Genomic DNA, 21,793 nt, shown 5'->3' with positions numbered 1-21,793 from the left:
TTAATATTAAATTGTTTAGTTTCAATTTATTAAAAATAATTTCTAATTTACATTTATTAGAGAAAGTATAAGTCTCCTTGACGAGTATCTCTCTTTTTAAGTTCTTTATCTATACCGTTTAATACATATCTTTTGTTCAATATCCATTTCGGAGCTATGAGTTCATCTTTTGCACCATCTCCTGTAAGACGGTGTATGACTATGTCATCTCTCAGGTTTTCGATAATATCACATATGAAGGATATATATTCATCTGCATTCATAATATAAAACGGATTTTTTCTATAATAAATCTCTAAATCTGTGTCTTTTAATATATTCAGTTGACTTATTTTTATGCCCCATATATCTTTTGTGTTAAGATATTTATAAGTTTGCATCATTTTGTTTTTGTCTTCTGTGGGGAGTCCTACTATTGTATGTACAACAGTTTTAATATTAAGTTCATTCAATTTTGTGAGTGCATTTTCAAATGTATTGAGATTATAACCACGCCTTATAAAGTTTGCAGTGTCTTCGTGTATGCTTTGTAATCCTACTTCTACAAATAAATATGTATTCTTGTTGAAATAATCAAGCACTTTAAGTACATCATCACCTAAACAATCGGCTCTTGTTGCGACAGATAGGCCTACGACGTCCGGATTGGTTAGTGCAAAGTTATATAATTTCGTAAGTTCATCTGCGTTTTTGTATGTATTGGTAAAGTTTTGAAAATATGCTATATATTTGCAATTTTGCCATTTGTTTGATAATAGTTTTATCTGTTCATCGATTTGTATTTGTATATCTGTGTTAAAATTGGTAAATTCACCTGAACCGTTTTTGGAGCAAAATATGCAACCTCTTGTGTCAATTTTGCCATCTCTTGTCGGACAGGTAAAGCCTCCGTCAAGTGAAAGTTTGATTATTTTTTGTGAAAAATGTTTTTTTAATTCAAAGTTTATATTGTTGTATCGTTTATCATTTACTATCATAAATATCCTTTTCAAAGATTAATTATAATACTATTATTTAAATATAAATATTTTTTAATATATTTAAGAATATTTTAATTTATATCAAAAATTAATAGAATAATGGATATTATTGTTTTTAAGAATTTATTAGATAAATAAAATTAAGTATATTTAAAGTAAATAATTTATATAAATGTATCCATTAATTGAATATATTTTAGTATTATATTATTTTTTAATAAAATTATGTATAAGCTATATAATCATATAAAATTAATATTATAGTCTACCATATAAAAAATACAAAAAACTCCCTATTATAAGGGAGTTATATCCATTGGTTTGTAAAAAGTCCTTCATAAACTTTTTTTTCTTCAAATACATTTTCGCCTATTATTTGTGCCATCCGTGTTAAAAACTCTTCGTCTTCTTGAGAAAATCTGTTTTTTTCAGGTGAATCTATATCTAAAACTCCCCATATTTTACAGTCTTTTTTAAGTGGCAAAACTATCTCACTTTTACTGTCAGAGTCGCACGCAATATGTCCTTCAAAACTGTGTACATCAGATACACGCTGAACGGCATTATCTCTAACGGCTTTACCACATACGCCTTCAGATATTTTTATATTGCTGCAAGCCATTTTGCCTTGGAATGGACCTAAGTATAAATTGTTCCAAGTTTCGTCTAATATATAAAATCCTGCCCAATTAAGTCTGTCCATATATTGATATATAACTGCCGACAGATTTGATAATTTGCTTATAAATCTGTCATCACTATTTGCGATAGATTTTATAGATAATTCTAATAACAAATAATCTTGCATAATACTCCTCCTTTTGTACATTTTTCTATAATACTATTATACAACAACATATGCTGAATTTTTAGTTTTTATTATGTTACAATTTTTAGCTTTGGATTTTTGATGTATTAATATTATTGATTATTCATTTTTAAAATCGGAATTTATTTTCCTATACAAAATTGTGAGAATATGGTATCAAGTAAGCTTTCGCTGACGCTTTCTCCTGTTATCTCTCCCAAATATTGCAGTGCGTCTTTGTAGTCAGTTTCTACTATATCAAGCTCCACATCATTTAATATGGCTGTTTTTGCATCTTTAAGGCTGGATATGGTATTTTGTATAAGTGCATAATGTCTTGAATTTGTGAGTATTACAGAGTTTGTATTTTCATCTTCATATGTTATTGCCATAGAATATATTTTCTCTTTTAATTGCTCTATGCCTTCTTTTTTTTCTGCGGATATGTTCATAATATTGTTTTTATCAATAAAATCAGGTATATGATTTATATTGAGTTTGCTATCCAAATCGGATTTGTTTATCAGTACGATATATTGTTTTTGCTGTAATTTTTCTATAAGATTTATATCATCGTTTGATATTTCAGTTGAATTGTCAAGCATGAGTAAAATTATGTCGGCATTTTCTATTGATGATATTGAACGCTCAACGCCTATTTTTTCAACTACATCTGATGTATCTCTTATTCCTGCTGTATCTACCAAATTTACACATAGACCGTTTATGCTTAAGCTTTCTTGTATTATATCTCTTGTTGTGCCGGCTATATCGGTAACTATGGCTCTGTTTTCTTCCAAGAGTTCGTTTAACAAGGATGATTTTCCTACGTTAGGTCTGCCGATAATTGCTATATTTATTCCGTCAGATATTATTTTTCCGTCCTTGTATGTTTTTTCGAGCTTTTGGAGATTTTCCACGCAATAATCCAAATCTACTGTCAGCTCTTGTCTTGTGACTTCGGGTACGTCTTCTTCAGGAAAATCTATGGCGACTGTTATTTGTGCGAGAGATTTTTTCAAGGTGTTATCTATATCGAAAATGCGTTTTGATAATTTGCCTTGTAATTGTTTTTGTGCATTTTCAAATGCTTTTGAAGATTTTGCATTTATTATATCAATAACTGACTCCGCCTGAGACAAATCTATTCTTCCGTTTAAAAATGCTCTTTTTGTAAACTCTCCGTTTTCTGCAAGTCTTGCACCGCTTGTGAGTATTATGGATATTATTTCTTCAACACTTTTTTTACCGCCGTGACAGTTTATCTCGACAACATCTTCGCAGGTAAATGTGTGTGGAGCGTTCATATAACAAGCCATTACTTCATCTATTATCTTTTCGTTATGTACTATATGACCGTAAATTAATTTTCTCGGATTTTGTGACAGGCTGTTTTTGGCGATTTTAGGTGTAAAAATCTTCTCACCTATATTAACAGCGTCTTTTCCGCTTATTCTTATTATATTTATGCTTGCTGTACCGCTCGCTGTTGCAGGGGCAACTATAGTGTCGAATGTGTACATGGCTATCCTTTCTGTTTTATAAATTTGATTTTATATTTATTTAGCTTGAATATCTAAATAAATATATTTATAAGTTGATATTTTTTAATTAGATAGATTGTTATTGCATTATGAAAAAATTAAATCTGGAATATTTTTATTGAATTAAGTTTTATATATTTTATGATATTTTAAAATAAGTTTAGTATAATATAGAATTTGTTATAGATTTGTTATAAATGTTTTAGCATTGTCAAGATCTTTTGCGCTTGGATGTCCTTTTGCAATTCCGCCTATGAGCTTGAAAGGACCGAAGGTGTCGTATCCTTTACAACAAAATGTATCTGTTATGTTCATACCTTTATCTTTTATAATTTTTTCTAATTTTGAAGTATTTTTTTTGTTAATTACACCACAGGTATAGACTATAAATATTTTTTGATTTTTATTAAAGCAAATGGTTTGTGCCAATTTCAGTATGTCTTTGCTCAAACTTTGGTAGTATATGCCTGACGCAAAGCCTATATATTCATAAGAGGAAAAATCTTGTTCTTTTGCTTGTGTGATTGTAAAAATGTCTATTTCTCTTGCTTTTGCCATTTCATCAACGACTTTTTTTGTGTTGCCATGATGTGTTGAATGGCATATTATAGCTATATTACTCATAATAAGCCCACTTTCTTTGATTTGTTAAGTGTCTGAATATTCATTTTTATACTAAACCTTTTTAAAATAAAATATAGAAATGCCGGCATATTTAAAAAATATATTAAATTGAGCAATGTATATTTAATTAGGCATTAGTATAATTTTTTTATTTTAAAGCTTGATATATTAATAAAATTTATTGAAAATTATATTCTAAGCTATGATTTTTATTACAAGCGGTATTGTTGCTATTGAAAGCACTGTGGACATAAATACATATTTTGATGCGAGCATAATGTCGGAGTCATATTCTGTCGCCATTGATACGCATAGTGTTGCACCTGGCATAGCCATAGTTATTATAATCACATGCAATATCATCTTGTCTGATATTATAGGTGAAAGTATGAAGAAAAACAACACCGGTATTATAATCATTCTTAGGATTGAGAAAATATATATTTTTATGTCTTTTACAACATCTTTCACAGGAATATCCGCAAGTGATACACCTATTACTATCATTGACAGAGGTACTGTTATATTTCCTACTTGTTCGCAGACATCTTTCAACATATTAGGAAGAGTAAAACCTGAAAAATATAGTATTGTGCAGATTACAGATGTAACTATACCGGGGTTTAATATCTTTTTTATGGAGATTTTTTCGGCTTTTTTGTGCTTACTCATAAAATATGTTCCGACCGAAAACATAAACAGAGTGTTTGCTATGCTTAATACAGCAGCATAAAATAAGGCTTCATCTCCAAGCATACTTTGAATAATTGGAAAACCTATGAAGATATTGTTGTTAAAAACTGTACAAAATCTGTAAACTCCGTCTTCCAAATCGTCTGCTTTGAACGCTTTTGATATAAATTTTGCTATAAGTGTCAAAGATCCGTACATACAAAAACCTAATAATAAAATCTGTACAATTTGAAATTTGCCTATTTGTGCACCTGTGCTTAACATAGACGTTATAATCATACAAGGCAAAGTAAAGTTAAGTATAAGCACTGAAAAACCCTTGTTATATATATCGTTTAATATGTTCTTTTTTCTGCCTATATAACCGAGCAATGTTAAAAATAAAAGCATTATAAGTTTGTTAATTACTATATTTATATCCAATTTTTTCACCTTTCCATAGGGAATTACTTTTCATATATTAATCGCTGATAGAATAATAGATAATTTGTATAAAAAATTTATAAACGGTGTTATTAAATTTATACCATTATAATTAAAAATCTATTGAATTTTACTATCATTTGTAAGTTTTTCAAAATATGGTAAATATTTTTCTCTAATTACGCTTGTGTCAGAAAGATAATCTATAAGACTGTGTTTTTTACTTGAAAATACTAAGAAGAAAAATATTATAGGAAGTTTTAACAGGATATATTTTCCTGCTACTTCTCTAACAAAAGTTGTTGAAAAGTCCATATATTCTTTTTTTTCGGGTACAACTTTAATATTTGTAAGTATTTTACCTATGGTATAGCCGTTTGTAATATATACAGATATGAAGTTGTAAAGTACGAATAATATTATCCACATCATATTATTTAATACATAGCCTAAGGTAAATATGTTTGAATAATCAATTATGTTTTTTATTCCGCAGACTAAAAAATAGTCTATCAAAAATGCAAGACCTCTTATCCAAAAACCTGCATACATATTGTTTTTTATATAAATATCTGAGGGTGAGGATTCATCTTGCGCAAATGAAGGGACGGTTTCTTTTACGCCTGTGCTGTTGTATTCTTCATGGTTTTCGTCTTTGTATTCGCTATAAAACTCGTCTACTTTTTTATCCATATCTTGTTTGTTAAAATTTATATTTGTTAAGTTTTCTTCAGTTTCGTCTTCGAGCTTTGTGTTTGCTATGGCAGATTTTTCAAGTATTATAGTATTTGCAGTTTCATCGACCATATCTTTGGCGGTTAATGTTACAGTTTGATTTTTTGATGAATTTTCTTTGTTTGCCATATTTGCTTCATTATTTTCTATAAAATCTGTAACTTTGTCTGTATTTTTATTATTTTTGAATAACATTTTACATACCTCCGTAAAGGTACATAGGTCTGTTTTGATTAGTTGTTTGTAGATTTTTTACAGCATCGATGCTCTTTTGCATTTCTGATTTCATAAGATTGCTATAACTTACTCCTAATAGTGATAATAAACTGTCGATATTTTCTGTATATTCGTATTCTATTATTTTAGGATCGTCTAAGGCTAATGCGTCTATCATGTCATTCAATGCGTCTTCATAATATCCCATTTTGTCTACAAGTCCAAGCTCCAATGCCTGCTGTCCATCATATACTCTTCCGTCAGCTATAGTCTTTACGGTTTCTATAGGCATATTTCTTCCTTCAGATACAACTTTTACAAATCTTTCGTAAGAATTGTCTATCAATTTTTGAAATATTTCTCTATCTTGGTCGCTCATAGGTTTTGTAGATGAGCCGATGTCCTTAAATTCTCCTGATTTTACAACATCAGTTTTCACACCGTATTTTTCAAAAAGTCCTGAAAAATTCGTAGAGGACATTATGACACCTATAGAGCCTGTCATAGTTTCTGGCATTGCATATATTTTATCGGTGCTTGCAGATACATAGTATCCTCCGCTTGCCGCAAGTGAGCCCATAACTGTATAAAAAGGTATGTTTCTTTCGCTTTTTATCTGTTTAATCTTATCCGATATTTGAGCGGATTCATAAACTCCGCCTCCAGGTGTTTCAACATTTAGTATTACACCTTTTATATCTTCGTCATTTCTTATGTTTTCAAGGCTGTTCATAAGTTGTGAGTGTTTATCTCCAAGCTCTATAACATTATATATGCCAAGTACAGCTATTTTTGCCGATGAGTTTGTTCCTGAAATGATATTTTCCGTAATATCCGTCTTAGTCTTTGTAAATTGATTTAATTTATTTACTGTAAAATCTCTGAAGTTTTGCTTGATTATCGCTAAATTTACAGCAAGTATTATCACTGCTATAATTATTGCAATAAGTTTTTTAAAGTTCATATGATACCTCCTAAATTATTTGTGTACTTAATTTTATAACCGTTTATTCAAAATTTATTCATTAAACGGTAAATTATCTGTGCTTATACTAATATTTCACCAAATAGATACCATGTACAAATCCCTTAAAGCTATACTTTTGAGCATATCTTTTTTGAAAGGCATTATATCTTATTTTTCTCTTTTGCACCGTTATTTTATAGAAGTTTAGTATTATTCGGCAAATTTTAAAATCAAAAAAATGGTTATTTTTCAACATTTTAATTTGTTGATAATAACCACTTTTTATATTAATATTCATATACTTTTTGGTAATCGCCTGTATTTTTTTTCATAGAGTATTTTACATTTCCGCCCCACATAGCTGCGTCAAATGTACTGTCTACCACTACCCATGCACCGTTTATCAAAATTTCATTCCAAGCGTGATATCCGTCTACTCCTTTTGCATAACCTTTTACCAGTTTTGTTGGAACACCCAAGCTTCTTAGCATACCGGCTTCCAATGAGGAGTAGTCATAACATATGCCTTTATTTGTTTTGAATGTGTCGTTCAATACAGGGAAGTATCCGGGTTTTACTGTTTTTGCTTTATCGTAGTCATATTTTATATTTTTTATAATATAACCATAAACTCCATCCACATTTTTGAGAGAACTTGCCTTTGATATGGCGGGATCTGACGGTTTCCAATTTATTATTTGTATGGAATGGAGATATACATCATTATTATTGCTTATATTGGCATTTATGCTTTCTGATTTAAGTACAGAATACTTATTGCCTGATACATTTTCAAGCACACTGACTTTATATGAGCCTGAGCCTAATTGCAATGGATAATAATCCGGATTACCGTCATTTCTAAGTGCGTAAGAATATTTTTGTCCGTCCTTTTCTATTATCACTTTCAGGTTTTTGCCTGATGCACTGTGGCTCGCTCCGACAGCTCCTTTGGAGACTTTATCGGTGTGTATTTCGGCTGCATAAGCAATGTTTGCCAATGAAAAAAGCATTAATGATATAAATAAAATCGTAATTTTTTTCATATCAATACCTTCTTTAACATTTTATTATTAACGATTTGAATATTGTAAATAGGAAAATACAGATTATTCAAATCCATCATATCAATTAATATTTTGTACTGTCAAAGCTATATGAGTCTATTTTAATTTAAAATATGGTTGAGTATTATTTGAAATATTTTGATATTGTTTCAGGATTGACAGCATATTTTTTTGCTGTTTCTTCCGTAATCTTGCCTGAATTGTATAAATCTGCTATGGAGCTGTCCATATTTATCATACCTTGTGATTTTCCTGTTTGTATCATTGCATCTATTTGAGGTATCTTTCCTTCTCTTATAAGATTTTTAATAGCTGTATTTACAACCATAACTTCAAATGCAGCATGTCTGCCACCGTCTGTTGAAGGCAACAACTGTTGTGATACAACTCCGTTTAATACGGTTGAAAGCTGTACTCTTACTTGCTGTTGTTGCTCCGGAGGGAACACGTCTATTATTCTATCTACCGTTTTTGATGAACTTGTGGTATGAAGAGTGGATAATACCAAGTGACCTGTTTCAGCTGCTGTCATAGCTATAGACATGGTTTCAAAGTCTCTCATCTCTCCTATGAGTATTACATCAGGGGCTTGTCTTAATGCAGATCTTAGAGCCGAACTGTAACTTTTCGTGTCTATACCTATCTCTCTTTGGTCTACTATACTTTTTTCGTGTCGGAAAAGATATTCTATAGGATCTTCAAGAGTAAGTATATGACAAGAACGGCTTTGATTAATAAGTGTTATCATTGCTGATAAAGTAGTAGACTTACCTGAACCGGTAGGACCTGTTACCAGTATGAGTCCTCTTGTTTTTTTGCTTAAATCAAGTGCCTGCTGAGGTATTCCATAAGCATCTATATCTATATTTCCAAAAGCCAATACTCTTAAAACAGCGGCATACGAGCCTCTTTGTATATATGCCGACACACGAAATCTTCCTGCTCCTGCTAATGAAAAAGAAAAATCTTTTTCTCCGTTTGCTAAAAAGTCATCCATATGTTCTTTTTTCTTAAACATAGATGATACCATTTCTTCAGCGGTATCCGGTATAAGCACTTCATCTCCAACTGTTTCAAGATGTCCGCTTACTTTGAGAGTAGGTTTTATACCAACACTTATAAATATATCGGAAGCTTTTTTTTCTACAGCTAATCTTAATATATCTTCTAATGCTATCATTGGATGATTATCTCCTCTCCTTCACTAAATTCAGGGTTTGTATTGTATTCAAAACTTTCGGAAACTCTATTCCAATAAGATGTTTCATAGGGCTTTTTACCTTTTACTTGAGGGATTTTCAGGTCTATATAAAAGGCTCTTTGACCATCTTCTCCTAAGAAGTACACCCCTACATCTATATAGTTATTTTGTGCTATTTTTTGATTTTTGTCAATAGGTAAATTCAATGTTTTTCCATTTATCAATATTTCTCTGTCATCTGCCATATTTTTTGACAGTTCGTCTAATATATCGCTTTGGTCTATTTGAGAGTTATATGAGTATTTGTCTATCCTCTTTGCAATATTGTTGGCAAAGACTTGAGCTTTTGAGTCAAATTCGTAGTACTGTTTTGTCCATTTTAAATTTTTTTGTGATATTTTGTATGATGTATACACACTCATCATATTCATAACTCCGAACAGTACGACTGTAAGCACTATCAATATTACCAATATTGTGGCGCTTCCTTTGGAGTTTTTTTGTTTTTTATTTAATCTATTCATTATCATCTTCCTATTTTCAATTTATTGAGTAGATTTGTTGTAATTATTGTATTCTTTTTGTAGAGCTTATATTTGATATTTGAATATTTGATTCGTTTTTCATAATATAAGGTTTCAACCTTGTAAATTCTATGTCTATTTGATTAAGCCCGTCTTCTTTTTTTATGCTCATAGTCATAGTGTATAACTTGTTGTTTTCATTTGCTAAATCAAAATTTGAATCAAAATCAAGTTTATATGCACCGTCTTCGAACCTCATCTTAGAGAGCAGTGCATCTTCTGAGTTTTCTATGTCCTGACCTGCGGATATGAGCTCTATTATATTTTTGCTTATCCTTAGAGATTTATCTATTTCGTATGATTTTATGCTGAGATTTTTTGTGGCTAAGAACATTTGCAGTATATATATGCTGACTACGGACAGTATTGCTACTGATATAATCATCTCCGCTAATGTAAAGCCTTTATTTTTATTATTCAATATATACACCTCTTTTAGTTTAGATTTACAATGGTTTGCATATCATAATCCTGTCCATTTGCAGAAGTTGCAAACGAAATATTTAGTGTATTGTTTTGCAATTTTTCTATGTCAAATTTGTCTATTTTTGCTATTTCAAAACCTGAAGTATCTTCTAACTGTGTGCCTTTTTTGATATAGATTTCTCTTAGGGCATTATCTTTGTAGTATATAGCTGTTTGGTATGTGTCGCCTTCAAGCTTTTCTTCTAAAACTATTGCTTTTGACTGTGAGTCAAATATGCTGTCCACTATTTTGACATTATCTTTGTCGGCACTTCTCAATTTTGATTCTATATATGATGATGCCAAACGAAGATTGTCTTTTGCTGTGGTTTCGGCTTGTGTTTTTTCATATGATGTGGCAGTTACTACTACTAAGGTGTATGTTGATATACCGAAAACTATGAGCAGTAACATTACAAGCATAGTTTCAAGCCTTGTTTTTCCGTTAGACTTTTTATTCATTGCTCCACCTTTTCACAACTTTTATATCCGGTATCATATTGGATGCAGTCACTTGATAGTGATAAAAATATGCATCTTCGTTTACTATTAATCCGTAATTTTTCTTAAGGTAATCTACTGACGGAGGGAAACTGCCTTCCAAAGCATAACATTCCAAAGCAGATTTTCTAATCGCATCTTCTATGGCTGTATTTGTATCTTCCTGTCCGTTTTCCCAAAACTTATCTATACTTGATATATACATACTTATATATCCGATTACTATAATTGCAAGTAGAAGACCTATTTTTTTATATTTTTGTTTGCCTTCCATATAATATCTCCTTTTTTAATAAATAAGCTGATTCTTGATTAAAGTGATGATATTATACTGATAAGAGGTGTCATAACCGTAAATAATATAACACCTACAACTAATGATAATATTATTACAAGTGCAGGTTCTATTGATGATGTTACTTTATCCATAGTTTTTTCGACTTCCAATTTATAAACGCTTGCTACTTTTGTAAGAGAGCTTTCCAATTCTCCTGTCTTATATCCTATTGTAAGCATTTTTGTAAATAATGTAGGGAAAAGATTGACTTTGCTTATCTCTTGAGCTACATCTTCGCCTTCCAATATGTTTTTTTGAGCTTTTTTAAGAGCTGATGTTGCATATACTGATTCAATTGAACGGATATATACTTCAAGAGCGTCATCAAAACTGTATCCGCCTTTCATAAGCATTGACATACCTAAGGCAAATTTTTCTGAAAATATCTTCTTGTTGATTTCTCCTATAAACGGTGTGTTGTATCTCCATGCGTCTGATTTTGACTTTGTATAAAAATAAAGTGCAAATCCTAATATTACAAGTACGGCTACGATTATAAGTCCATAATTTCTAAGTGTCATCCCTACATTTATGAGCATATTAGTTGCTTGAGGCATACTTCCGCCTATACTTTGCAGGATATTGTTGAACATAGGTATAACTTTTATCACCAAAAAACCTATAACTATGAACATAAGCCCTGTCAGTATAATAGGGTATGTTATAGCATTTGAAACTTTTTGGTTAAGTCTTTCAAGCTCTTGATAATAATTGGACAGTCTTTCCAATTCTCCTTCTAAGTTTCCTGTATTATAGGCTATTTCTATCATGCCTACCATATACTTAGGAAATTCTTCGTGTTTTCTGATGGCTTCGTGAAGTCCTTCTCCCATGCTGACACTTTCTTTTATGTCTTCTGCGATTTTTTTAAGCACAGGGGTGCTCATCTCATCTGTGAATACCGACATTGCTTCATCAAGCGGTATGCCTGATTTAAATATCAAAGACAGCTGATAGCAAAATAGTGAAAGCTCACTATTTGTAAGCAAGTTACTCTTCATAAAACTAATTCACCTCATCAATATAGAATGTTTAAAAAAAATATTTTAAAAATAAATATTAACAATGTATTTAACATAAACTTTTTTATTAATACCCTAAAAAAATTATGAATAAACTCATAGTTGTAAATCTATTCCATATATAATCTTGAATAGGGTGCTACTTATAAATATATTTTTTGAACTATAATCTTTTATGGCATTTTCCCTATTTATTATTAGTGACTTTTGAGATAAGTCGTAGAGCTTGTCATCATCCTTAGATTTTATCCATATATTTTCAGTTGAACTTACATACAGATTTACTTGTTTTTGGGTTTCTATATAAAAATATTCATCATTCAAATCTTTTATTTCTTGTTTATTGTGTTTTGCAAGCAGTTTGTTTATTTTGGATTTGAGCATTTCTTCATCATATGATACTTCTATGTCAAATTGCTCTCTGTTCAAGAAACAGTTGCATAAGAATACGAGTATATCGTCCTTGCTTTTTGTCCAAGACATAATGTGATACATAAAATAACTGTCATCTGTTTTAAGATAGTCAGATACGGTTATATTTTTTTTAAGTATGAGATTTTTTAGGGCATCATCGCAAAATATTTTTGTTTTTGACACCAATATTTCTTTTACACGTTTAAATATAAGACAAAGACAAATCTCCATATGTCTTTTTGTAGTGTGCTGATATACTTCTTTGTGCATAAAATATCTTGCAAGCACATATTCTTCCAATGTAGACATATATTTTTCGTTTATATATATTCTAAGCTCCAAATTTATCTGTGTAACTCCGAAGGATTTTATTAGTCTTTCTATATCATATCTGCCGTTGGTAACACTTGTAAAGTATGAATCTCTGAGCAGATAATCCATTCTGTCGGCGTCTGTTTGAGAGCTTACAAGTGTTGCAATTATACTGAATATATTGGAAGATTCTTGATTTTTATATGATTTGGACATTACGTCAATCAATTTTTGTAAAAATGCTTTGCCATAAAGTTTTATTATTTTTTTATGGATATGTGTATTTTTATCTTTTATTATTGCCATAGTCCATGCTTCATGAGATTTGAGTGAAAATATTTTTTCAAATGTGTGGGAAAAAGCACCATGTCCTATATCGTGAAGCAGTGCGGCAACATAAGCTAATTGTTTGTCCTCTTTTTTTACTTTATATCCTTTTTCTTCTAATTTTACTGTGAAATGCTCAATGAGTTTTTTCATTACATGATAGGTGCCTATGGAGTGAGAAAATCTGGTATGTGTTGCAGTTGGAAATACGAGATATTCACAGCTTAATTGATGTATTCTGTGAAGTCTTTGAAATTCCGGACAATTAAGTATCTGTTTAATTTTATCGTCAAATTCTATATCGCCGTGTATTACATCTCTTATAATGAACGAACTCATTTAACCCTCCTAATTCAGATTATAAAACTCAATCAATATTCAAATTAATGTAAATATTATACGAATTTTTGTTTAATACTATTACCAAATTAAATATAGATATTTATAAAAGTATGAGCAATTTTGCTTATAAAAAAATTTTAGCCTATATTTAATATAAAAATCAATATTTTATTGTATGAAAAGATAAATTTTCATTTTATATACAGCGATAGTATTAAAGTATGAAATTAATATTTATAAAGTTACATAGTATCATACCATATGTGTTAAAAAAATTTAACAGTTTTTTTCATTTTATATATAAAAAACCTACATTCGATGCGATTAAAATGTAGGCTTTTTTGTCTGATATTTAATTTTTTTCTTCTTGGCTGATCATATAGGATAACACGAATAGAGAGTCGGTAAGGTTTACACTTTCTACCTTTATATCAGCATTTACTGTAAAATCTACCGGTGCAAAATTCCATATGCCCTTTATATTTGTTTTTTCTAATATGCGTGCTACTTTTTTTACAGCTTCTTTAGGTGTACATATTATTGCTATTTCAATATTGTTATCTTTTATGTAATCAGAGATTGTATCTATATCCAAAACATCAAGTGAGTGTATTTTCATTCCGATCAGTTTCGGATTTACGTCAAACAGTGCTTTTATGTCAAGTGCATATTTTTTGAATCCCGGATAATTTGCTATTGCCTGTCCGAGATTGCCGGCACCTATTATTATTGTTTTATAGCTCATATTCAGTCCGAGAATGTCACTTATTTCTTTAAACAACAATTCTACTTCATAACCTGAGCCTTGCTTGCCGAATCCGCCGAAATTATTTAAATCCTGTCTTATTTGAGATGCTGTAAAACCTGTTATTTCACTGAGTTCTCTTGAAGATACTTTTACAACTCCACGTTCCATTAATTCTATAAGATAACTATGATATTTAGGCAATCGCCTTATAACATTCATAGATATTTTTTTTTGATACATATAATCCTCCAAGATTAATAATTTATTAATATATGTAATTTATTAATTAAAAATTTAACTATTGTTATTATACTAAAACTTTAAAAAAAAATCAATTTTTATTATAAACGATTTCTTAATTTATTTTTGTTTTTATATAAATATTATTACTAAAATTTAAAAAAATGATATAATCTTGATATTATATAAAAAGTTTATTCAGGAGTTGCTTATGATTAGTTTAAAAGGAGAAAAAGAAACTGTAGATTTCGGAGAAAAAATATCAAGCTTGTTGAAAGACGGTGTTACTCTTGCACTTGTGGGAGATCTCGGAAGTGGTAAAACCACACTTTCAAAAGCTATAATACATTCACTCACAGGTATAGAGGATATTCCAAGTCCTACATTTAATATAGTCAATGAATATAATGCAAATGCAAAAACAATATATCACTTCGATTTTTACAGATTGGAAGAAGAAAGCGAATTGTACGGTATAGGTTTTGACGATTATCTCTCTAACAAAAAGGCTATAATAATAATAGAATGGGCAGATAAGTTTGAAAGTTCATTGTCGAAAAACTATTTAAAATTTAAATTTACCAAATATGATGATGCACGAGATGTTGAGATAATATCAGTCGGTAAGAAATATATGAGTATTGCAGATGAAATTGAAAATTTGTTGAAATAAAAAGTTGTAAATATCGTCATAAACGGAGATTGCAATGGAGAATATTTATTTAAAAAATAAACGTGCATCAAGAGGATTTGCACTTATAGATACAATTTTATCCATGATATGTATACTTATTTTGTCAATACCCATAATGCAGACTGTAAATGCCGTAAGACAAGATAAAATCAAGTATATACAAGCAAAAAGATTGATTGAAATAATGGAAGATGAAAAAGACTGCATACTCTCATTAAACAGCAATAGCGAGATAACGTCTTATAAAAACATAGACGAATATCAAGTAGAAACGAGTGTATCAGATAAACTATCGGAAAATATCTATAAATACCAAGTTGTAATCAAAAAAGAAGGTGTTATAAAATCGGATTTTTATATAATCAAGGTATATTATTGAATTAATGATTCAAATACTGAGAGTTAGTAAATAATACTAATATTGCCCCAAATAGATACCATGTTAAAATCCCTTAAAGTTATACTTTTGAGCATATCTTTTTTGAAAGACATTATATCTTATTTTTCTATTTTGCACCGTTATTTTATAGAAGTTTAGTATAATGGGTATTTTTGTTGTTAAGACTTTACAAAATCTTAATTTTTTGATTATAAGGAGAGACAGATGTGAAAAAAGTGATTGTATTAGTGATGTGTATTATAGCTGTTATTTTAAGTATTTATACATTGAGTAGAAAAGATATAAAATTGGGGATGTATGCTTATGGTACATTAGAAGATGGCAGTTATTCCTATGTTTTGCTTAAAGAAAATAATGAGTTTGAGTTTGTGAGAAACATAGCTACATCATATGTTCCAATCGGTAAGTATAAAGTAGAGGGAAATATATTGATACTTGATGGTATTAATGATTTATATAAATTTCAAATTGATGGAGATAAGCTGATTTTTTTAAGCTCAAATAAAGATACAGCACTGATTGATAAAGGTACGGTATTTGTGCTTGAGAAAAACTGACTTTTTAATATTATGTACAAGATAGAGAATTTAACTAAAAAATATGATGGCAATGTGATAATAGAGAACCTGACGCTAAATATAAAGAAAAATAAGATTAATTCGATAATAGGACGTTCAGGCATAGGTAAAACCACCTTGCTCAATATATTGTCAGGTTTGGACAAAGAATATTCAGGTGATATAAGTGATTTTCAAGGCAAAAAAATATCATTCATATTTCAAGATGATAGGTTGATAGACTATTTGAGCGTTTTTGACAATCTTAAATTGGTGCTTGATGATGAAAAAAATGCCTACGATATTATAACAACTGCCCTTGAAAAATGCGGTATTAAGGAATACAGCAACTATTATCCGACAAAACTAAGCGGAGGTATGCGTCAAAGAATCAATATATTAAGAGCCTTCATAGTAAAATCTGAAATAATGTTGCTTGACGAGCCTTTTAAATCTATAGATTTGAAACTAAAAGAAGATATAAAAAAATTTTTTGTTTCACTGCATAATGAGACAGGAAATACCTGTATATTGGTAGAGCATGATATAGATACGGTTATAGATATATCGGATAATATAAACCTGATGTCTGATGATAAATTCAAATTGAAAAAGCATTTTGATGATTTATCTGACAAAAAACGCATTGCACAAATGATTAGAGAAGATATATAAAAATTATTAAGACTTTATACAGTTTTATAGGAGATAAAATGCACGACATATGGAATCCATGGCATGGGTGTATTAAATATAGCGAAGGTTGTGACAACTGCTATATGTATTACCTTGATAAAAAAAGAGACAAAAAAGGTTCAGATATATACAAGGTAAAGACCAATTTCAACTATCCGCTACAAAAAAACAGAAACGGTCATTACAAAATAAAAAGTGGAGAGCTTATAAGATTGTGTTTGACATCCGATTTTTTCTTAGAAGAGGCGGACAAGTGGAGAGATGAAGTGTGGGAAATGATGCGTATTAGAAGTGATGTAAAGTTTTTGATACTCACAAAGAGAATACAAAGAGTGGAGCAATGCCTACCTCAATATTGGGGAAACGGATGGGAAAATATATTTTTAAATGTGACTTGTGAAAATCAAAAAAGAGCTGACGAAAGAGTTCCTATATTGTTGAAGTTGCCATTTAAACATAAGGGCATAGTATGTGCCCCGCTTTTAAGTGAAATAAATATAGAATCTTATTTAAAAACAGGAGATATAGAGCAGGTTGTCTGTGGTGGCGAAAACTATGACGGAGCAAGACCATGTGATTTTGATTGGGTAAAATCACTTAGAAATCAATGCGAAAAATATGATATAAATTTTTGCTTTATGGAAACCGGAACAGTTTTTATAAAAGATGGGAAAAGATATAATCTGCCGAGCAAAAAACTTCAAAGTCAAATGGCACATAAGTCAAATATGAATTACGAAGGAAAAGAAATAAAATATAAGTTAGTTGACGGCTTCGGCATAGAAATTCCGAGCGAATATCTGTATAAACCTCATTATAAAGAAAATTGCAAGTATTGCGGTAGCAGAAGTATATGCAATGGATGTTCAGATTGTAACGTATGTATCAGTCAATGATATACGACAAAAAAATATAGTAAAACCTTTTTTTTAAATTTAAAATGTGATATAATAAAACCATAAAACATTTATTTAGGAGGATATCATGAAAAAAGTTCTTGAAACAAAAAATGCACCTGGAGCAATCGGACCATATTCACAAGGAATGGCTTTTAGCGGAGAATTGGTTATAACTTCAGGTCAACTACCATTAGATCCTGCAACAGGAGAATTAAAAACAGATATAAAAGAGGCTACTAAACAAAGTCTTGAAAACTGCAAAGCTATATTGGAAGCAGCAGGAACATCAATGGATAAAGTTGTAAAAACAACAGTATTTTTAAGAGATATAAATGATTTTGCAGCTATGAATGAAGTATATGCTACATTCTTTACAAGCGAACCACCTGCAAGATCAGCCGTACAAGTTGCAAAACTTCCAAAAGACGGTATATTGGAAATAGAAGTTATGGCAGTTAAATAGATATAAACAAGTATTAAAATTCAATATTAATAATAAAAAAGTTTCTGCATTGTTTTGCTTTTGTAGAAACTTTTTAGCTTTTTAATCATATTCTAATACTTATATATTAAGAATGATATATAATTTATATTAGAAGTTCATAAATAGTATTTAATTGATTTACATAATACGAATGTTCGTGTTATTCAGCGGATATTTTTACATATTTTTATTATAGATTTGTAGATATAAAATAATTTATTAACTGTTCAATACAAAAATTTGAAGAGGAAAATTGAGATGAAATACGAATGGAAAAAAATTGAAAAAAATATCTACGGCGTTAAGCAAAAAGCGGAAGTAGTAGATGTTCCAAGTCAAAAATTTATAATGATACAAGGACAAGGCAATCCGAATATGGAAGACTTTTCAAACAGAGTGTCTGCACTTTATTCCCTTGCTTATGGTATAAAGATATTATTTAAGTCTATGATGAAAAATGAAGATGATGAAAAATGAAGATGATGAAAATATTACAGATTTTACTGTTTATCCTTTAGAAGGAATATGGGAAGAATGGGAAGAGGATAAAAAGGATAAGAGTAAGTTAAAATACAATATCATGATAAAACAGCCTGATTTTATAACACAGGATATATTTACGCAGGCATTACAAAATGTAAAAAAGAAAAAGCCGAATGTTTTATATGACGAAATAGTATTTGATGAATTAAAAGGTGGAAAAGCCCTTCAAATTTTACATGTAGGGAGTTATGATAACGAAGTAAAATCTTTTGAAAAAATGGATAAATTTGCAAGTGAAGCAGGATTAAAAAGAGTTTGTAATTCACATAAAGAAATATATTTAAGCAATAAAAACAGGACAGCTGAAGACAAGTTGAAAACAATATTGAGATATTTTGTAATATAGGAGGATATTTTACTATGCCAAGACCTACAACAAAAGATGATTTGATAAGCGCTGCAAGCGAAAATTATAAAAAACTTAATTTACTTATTTCAAATCTGACAGATGAAGAGTTAAATGCACCCTTTGATTTTTCAAAAGACGAAAAAAAGAAAGAGGCTCACTGGAAAAGAGATAAAAACCTTAGAGATATTTTAATTCATCTTTATGAATGGCATCAACTCATATTAAATTGGGTAAATGCAAATCAAAATGGCAAAGCAAAGCCATTTTTACCAAAGCCGTACAACTGGAAAAGCTATGGCGATATGAATGTGGAATTTTGGAAAAAACATCAGGATACTTCTTTAAAAGATGCAAAAGATATGCTGAATAAATCGCATAATGAAGTATTGGAATTGGCAAAAAAATTTACAAATGAAGAGTTGTTTTCAAAAGGTGTATATAAATGGACAGGCGGTACTACATTGGGTTCATACTTTGTGAGCAGTACATCAAGCCATTATGATTGGGCGATAAAAAAACTTAAAGCACATCAAAAGAATTGTAAAAACAAATAATACAGATAAATATATTATAAAATATTTAAACTTTGTATAGTTTGTTGTTTAAAAAACATGAATTTTTAAGTATAAGCTTATAGTGTGCTTGTAATTATACTATTATCTATTTAAAGTAGTATGTATTTTTTATATATGATTTGTTTTTTAGACTTCGTGATTGACCTAATTATTTTTAATTTTATATGGTTTTTAACAGGTTTTAGTATTAGTGTTGATTATAAGTATCAATTATCTGTAAATACTATATTTTTTATAATATAAATATTTTTATTTTAAGAATAATTTAAGAGGGAGGTTGTATAATTAAGACAATCAATAATTATAAGAAAGGATAACCGTTGAGATGCAAAAAATTAAAAGTATAACGATAAAAAAACCAACATTTCTAAAAAAGAAGCTATTGATGGCAATACCTTTCATGTGTGTAAAAGTGATTAAGATAAATTCAAAGACTTTTGAGAGATATGTCGAAAAAATAATATACAAAAGAAGATACAGTTACAGCTTTTAATAGGATTTTCATTTACCCCTTAAATGCTTTACAATATACTATTAGAAAAATACCACCTAAGAAGGTGGTATTTTTTTGTACAAATATTATTCAACAGTTATTTCTACACTGCTTTCCCATAAACCATGGATATTGCAGTAGCTTACAGCCACAAGTGTTCCGCTTTTTGGAAGTTTAACATTTGCTACTAAAGAAGGGGAAGTGAATATTTCCAATTCTCCGTTAGCAGAAAATTCGCTGTGAGCAAGTTCTACAGGTAATTTTCCACCTGAAGGAACGAATAATAGTTTTATCCAAGAGATATGGTGCTCCAATGTGTTAGGATGTGCTATTTCTTGACCGATACAGACTTTAACTTCTGCTACTTCTCCTGCTTTTACTGTTTGAGGAGCAGTTATAGCTGGAACGTGTTTTTCACCTTTCCAATCTCCTGTTTGAATTAATTGACCTAATACTGACATAGTAACCTCCTAAAAATATTATTTTCATATACAAAATTGTACAATATATTGTAGTATATATTATAATAAGCCAAATATCAACATATATGGTTATTTAAGTTAAAAATAAACCGGTAAACTTATATTATCAAATTAAAATCTCACAATTCATAAATATTTAAAAATTTTTATATAGCTTTTAATATTTATAATATATGCTCTATATTAATTCAATAAAAGATTTGTTCATCATAAATAGGTTTGACTTATTGTTTGTAAATACTCATTATAAAACATCTATACCCAATAAAAAAAGATTAAACACCATTTTTTTAAAAATATATAAAAAAAGTATAGATTTGTTTTTATATATTTTTAAATACACTCTTATTTATACTGTTTTTATAATGTATTTGATACTTCTATCTAAATTACACATAGATAATTTTTAAAGAACGGTATTAATTTTAATATAGATTTTGAACAGAAATGTATACAATCTAAAAATCAATGAGTGTAAGCTTGTAGATATGTGAATTGTATAGAAGTAAAGTCTGACAAAGTTGGGTAAATCTATAAAATTATCTTTATCTGAAAATATGAACTTGTATGATTATTTATATAAGTAACAAAATTAAAATTATCTGATCAAGTTTATATTATGTTTATTTTTTATGCTTTATCTTTTGAAATATCACTATTATTATAGTAATAACTATAAATAAACCTGTATAATTTATAAAAATATCTTTATAAGCACTTTTTGCAAGTGGCTCAACAAACTGAGTTGACCATACGGTAAAAAATGCACACGCTAAAGTAACTACATATACAATCACTGTTCTGAGAAATATATTTTTTATAGGCATATGTCTCGCCAGTTCATATGCAATAACACCAATAAGAACAATCAATGCTCTTGTGAGTTCATGCCAATTACCACTTGGATCATATCTAATTCCCTGAATAAGATATGCTATACTATTAACAATTGTTGTAATTGTATAGATAATACTGTAAATAAATACAGCCTCTTTTAGCCAGCTATTCCAGATTTTTTTCATAACCATCTCCATCAATATTTTCATAACGTCAATATCCAAACAGATATGA

The 21,793-nt window shown here is 29.5% G+C and carries 27 protein-coding genes; 9 read left to right on the top strand and 18 right to left on the bottom strand.

Annotation, left to right across the window (positions count from 1 at the left end; all coding sequences use genetic code 11):
* Positions 1 to 56: 56 nt before the first annotated feature.
* The 16 genes from mnmL to HMPREF9630_RS06870 form a co-directional block, all read right to left on the bottom strand.
* Entirely contained in the window at positions 57 to 977 is a 921-nt protein-coding gene (mnmL, locus tag HMPREF9630_RS06950; protein ID WP_009527799.1) for a tRNA modification radical SAM protein MnmL/YtqA, read from the bottom strand.
* A gap of 310 nt (positions 978 to 1,287) precedes the next feature.
* On the bottom strand, positions 1,288 to 1,788 hold the full coding sequence (locus tag HMPREF9630_RS06945) for a GAF domain-containing protein (RefSeq protein WP_009527798.1): 501 nt from the start codon (positions 1,786 to 1,788) through the stop codon (positions 1,288 to 1,290).
* 143 nt (positions 1,789 to 1,931) lie between these two features.
* Positions 1,932 to 3,311: a tRNA uridine-5-carboxymethylaminomethyl(34) synthesis GTPase MnmE gene (gene mnmE / locus HMPREF9630_RS06940; protein WP_009527797.1), complete on the bottom strand. Its 1,380-nt coding sequence runs from the start codon at positions 3,309 to 3,311 to the stop codon at positions 1,932 to 1,934.
* A gap of 201 nt (positions 3,312 to 3,512) precedes the next feature.
* Positions 3,513 to 3,956: a flavodoxin family protein gene (locus HMPREF9630_RS06935; protein WP_009527796.1), complete on the bottom strand. Its 444-nt coding sequence runs from the start codon at positions 3,954 to 3,956 to the stop codon at positions 3,513 to 3,515.
* A 195-nt stretch (positions 3,957 to 4,151) separates the two neighbouring features.
* The gene (locus HMPREF9630_RS06930; protein WP_242824690.1) at positions 4,152 to 5,081 is read right to left on the bottom strand and encodes an AEC family transporter; all 930 of its coding nucleotides are present in this window, start codon (positions 5,079 to 5,081) and stop codon (positions 4,152 to 4,154) included.
* Between the two features lie 111 nt (positions 5,082 to 5,192).
* Positions 5,193 to 6,002 (bottom strand): RDD family protein, encoded by an 810-nt coding sequence (locus tag HMPREF9630_RS06925; protein ID WP_009527794.1) that lies wholly within the window; start codon positions 6,000 to 6,002, stop codon positions 5,193 to 5,195.
* Between the two features lies 1 nt (position 6,003).
* Entirely contained in the window at positions 6,004 to 6,987 is a 984-nt protein-coding gene (sppA, locus tag HMPREF9630_RS06920; protein WP_009527793.1) for a signal peptide peptidase SppA, read from the bottom strand.
* Between the two features lie 290 nt (positions 6,988 to 7,277).
* Positions 7,278 to 8,036: a transglutaminase-like domain-containing protein gene (locus HMPREF9630_RS06910; protein WP_009527792.1), complete on the bottom strand. Its 759-nt coding sequence runs from the start codon at positions 8,034 to 8,036 to the stop codon at positions 7,278 to 7,280.
* A gap of 145 nt (positions 8,037 to 8,181) precedes the next feature.
* Positions 8,182 to 9,237, bottom strand: coding sequence for a type IV pilus twitching motility protein PilT (locus HMPREF9630_RS06905; RefSeq protein WP_009527791.1), 1,056 nt, complete (start codon positions 9,235 to 9,237; stop codon positions 8,182 to 8,184).
* Positions 9,234 to 9,782 carry a hypothetical protein gene (locus HMPREF9630_RS06900; RefSeq protein WP_009527790.1) on the bottom strand — a complete coding sequence of 183 codons (549 nt, stop codon included), beginning with the start codon at positions 9,780 to 9,782 and terminating at the stop codon, positions 9,234 to 9,236. Before HMPREF9630_RS06900 ends, HMPREF9630_RS06905 begins: the two co-directional genes overlap by 4 nt.
* 43 nt (positions 9,783 to 9,825) lie before the next feature.
* A complete protein-coding gene (locus tag HMPREF9630_RS06895) occupies positions 9,826 to 10,272 on the bottom strand; it encodes a prepilin-type N-terminal cleavage/methylation domain-containing protein (RefSeq protein WP_242824689.1) in 447 nt (148 codons plus the stop codon).
* A 5-nt stretch (positions 10,273 to 10,277) separates the two neighbouring features.
* Complete coding sequence (locus HMPREF9630_RS06890) at positions 10,278 to 10,769, bottom strand: DUF4860 domain-containing protein (RefSeq protein ID WP_009527788.1); 492 nt, start codon at positions 10,767 to 10,769, stop codon at positions 10,278 to 10,280.
* Positions 10,762 to 11,082, bottom strand: a complete 321-nt coding sequence (locus tag HMPREF9630_RS06885; RefSeq protein WP_009525454.1) for a hypothetical protein — start codon at positions 11,080 to 11,082, stop codon at positions 10,762 to 10,764. Before HMPREF9630_RS06885 ends, HMPREF9630_RS06890 begins: the two co-directional genes overlap by 8 nt.
* 38 nt (positions 11,083 to 11,120) lie before the next feature.
* On the bottom strand, positions 11,121 to 12,146 hold the full coding sequence (locus HMPREF9630_RS06880) for a type II secretion system F family protein (protein WP_009527787.1): 1,026 nt from the start codon (positions 12,144 to 12,146) through the stop codon (positions 11,121 to 11,123).
* 117 nt (positions 12,147 to 12,263) lie between these two features.
* Positions 12,264 to 13,559: an HD domain-containing protein gene (locus tag HMPREF9630_RS06875; RefSeq protein WP_009527786.1), complete on the bottom strand. Its 1,296-nt coding sequence runs from the start codon at positions 13,557 to 13,559 to the stop codon at positions 12,264 to 12,266.
* Positions 13,560 to 13,914: 355 nt separating this feature from the next.
* Positions 13,915 to 14,550, bottom strand: a complete 636-nt coding sequence (locus tag HMPREF9630_RS06870) for a redox-sensing transcriptional repressor Rex (protein WP_009525457.1) — start codon at positions 14,548 to 14,550, stop codon at positions 13,915 to 13,917.
* 211 nt (positions 14,551 to 14,761) lie between these two features.
* On the opposite strand from HMPREF9630_RS06870, the gene tsaE reads away from it, so the two are divergent.
* From tsaE to HMPREF9630_RS06830, 9 genes are all read left to right on the top strand, one after another.
* Positions 14,762 to 15,223, top strand: a complete 462-nt coding sequence (tsaE, locus tag HMPREF9630_RS06865; protein ID WP_009527785.1) for a tRNA (adenosine(37)-N6)-threonylcarbamoyltransferase complex ATPase subunit type 1 TsaE — start codon at positions 14,762 to 14,764, stop codon at positions 15,221 to 15,223.
* 34 nt (positions 15,224 to 15,257) lie between these two features.
* Positions 15,258 to 15,623, top strand: a complete 366-nt coding sequence (locus HMPREF9630_RS06860; protein ID WP_009527784.1) for a hypothetical protein — start codon at positions 15,258 to 15,260, stop codon at positions 15,621 to 15,623.
* Between the two features lie 227 nt (positions 15,624 to 15,850).
* Entirely contained in the window at positions 15,851 to 16,201 is a 351-nt protein-coding gene (locus HMPREF9630_RS06855; protein ID WP_009527783.1) for a hypothetical protein, read from the top strand.
* 54 nt (positions 16,202 to 16,255) lie between these two features.
* Positions 16,256 to 16,876 (top strand): ATP-binding cassette domain-containing protein, encoded by a 621-nt coding sequence (locus HMPREF9630_RS06850; RefSeq protein WP_242824688.1) that lies wholly within the window; start codon positions 16,256 to 16,258, stop codon positions 16,874 to 16,876.
* 38 nt (positions 16,877 to 16,914) lie between these two features.
* Positions 16,915 to 17,793 carry a DUF5131 family protein gene (locus HMPREF9630_RS06845; RefSeq protein WP_009527781.1) on the top strand — a complete coding sequence of 293 codons (879 nt, stop codon included), beginning with the start codon at positions 16,915 to 16,917 and terminating at the stop codon, positions 17,791 to 17,793.
* Between the two features lie 88 nt (positions 17,794 to 17,881).
* Positions 17,882 to 18,259 (top strand): RidA family protein, encoded by a 378-nt coding sequence (locus HMPREF9630_RS06840; RefSeq protein WP_009527780.1) that lies wholly within the window; start codon positions 17,882 to 17,884, stop codon positions 18,257 to 18,259.
* A gap of 279 nt (positions 18,260 to 18,538) precedes the next feature.
* The gene (locus HMPREF9630_RS10650) at positions 18,539 to 18,757 is read left to right on the top strand and encodes a hypothetical protein (protein WP_009527779.1); all 219 of its coding nucleotides are present in this window, start codon (positions 18,539 to 18,541) and stop codon (positions 18,755 to 18,757) included.
* A complete protein-coding gene (locus HMPREF9630_RS06835) occupies positions 18,738 to 19,169 on the top strand; it encodes a GyrI-like domain-containing protein (protein WP_330364360.1) in 432 nt (143 codons plus the stop codon). Before HMPREF9630_RS10650 ends, HMPREF9630_RS06835 begins: the two co-directional genes overlap by 20 nt.
* A 14-nt stretch (positions 19,170 to 19,183) precedes the next feature.
* Complete coding sequence (locus HMPREF9630_RS06830; RefSeq protein ID WP_009527777.1) at positions 19,184 to 19,726, top strand: ClbS/DfsB family four-helix bundle protein; 543 nt, start codon at positions 19,184 to 19,186, stop codon at positions 19,724 to 19,726.
* A 600-nt stretch (positions 19,727 to 20,326) separates the two neighbouring features.
* Here HMPREF9630_RS06830 and HMPREF9630_RS06825 read toward each other — a convergent pair.
* Together HMPREF9630_RS06825 and HMPREF9630_RS06820 are read right to left on the bottom strand one after the other, a co-directional pair.
* Positions 20,327 to 20,701 (bottom strand): class II SORL domain-containing protein, encoded by a 375-nt coding sequence (locus HMPREF9630_RS06825; RefSeq protein WP_009527776.1) that lies wholly within the window; start codon positions 20,699 to 20,701, stop codon positions 20,327 to 20,329.
* Between the two features lie 644 nt (positions 20,702 to 21,345).
* Positions 21,346 to 21,744 (bottom strand): DUF6608 family protein, encoded by a 399-nt coding sequence (locus tag HMPREF9630_RS06820; protein WP_009527775.1) that lies wholly within the window; start codon positions 21,742 to 21,744, stop codon positions 21,346 to 21,348.
* Positions 21,745 to 21,793 lie beyond the last annotated feature (49 nt).

Origin of the sequence: Peptoanaerobacter stomatis, assembly GCF_000238095.2 — a bacterium.
GTDB classification, from domain to species: domain Bacteria; phylum Bacillota; class Clostridia; order Peptostreptococcales; family Filifactoraceae; genus Peptoanaerobacter; species Peptoanaerobacter stomatis_A.
The sequence above is the reverse complement of the archived record's forward strand: the minus strand, read 5'-3'. Positions and strand labels throughout refer to the sequence as shown.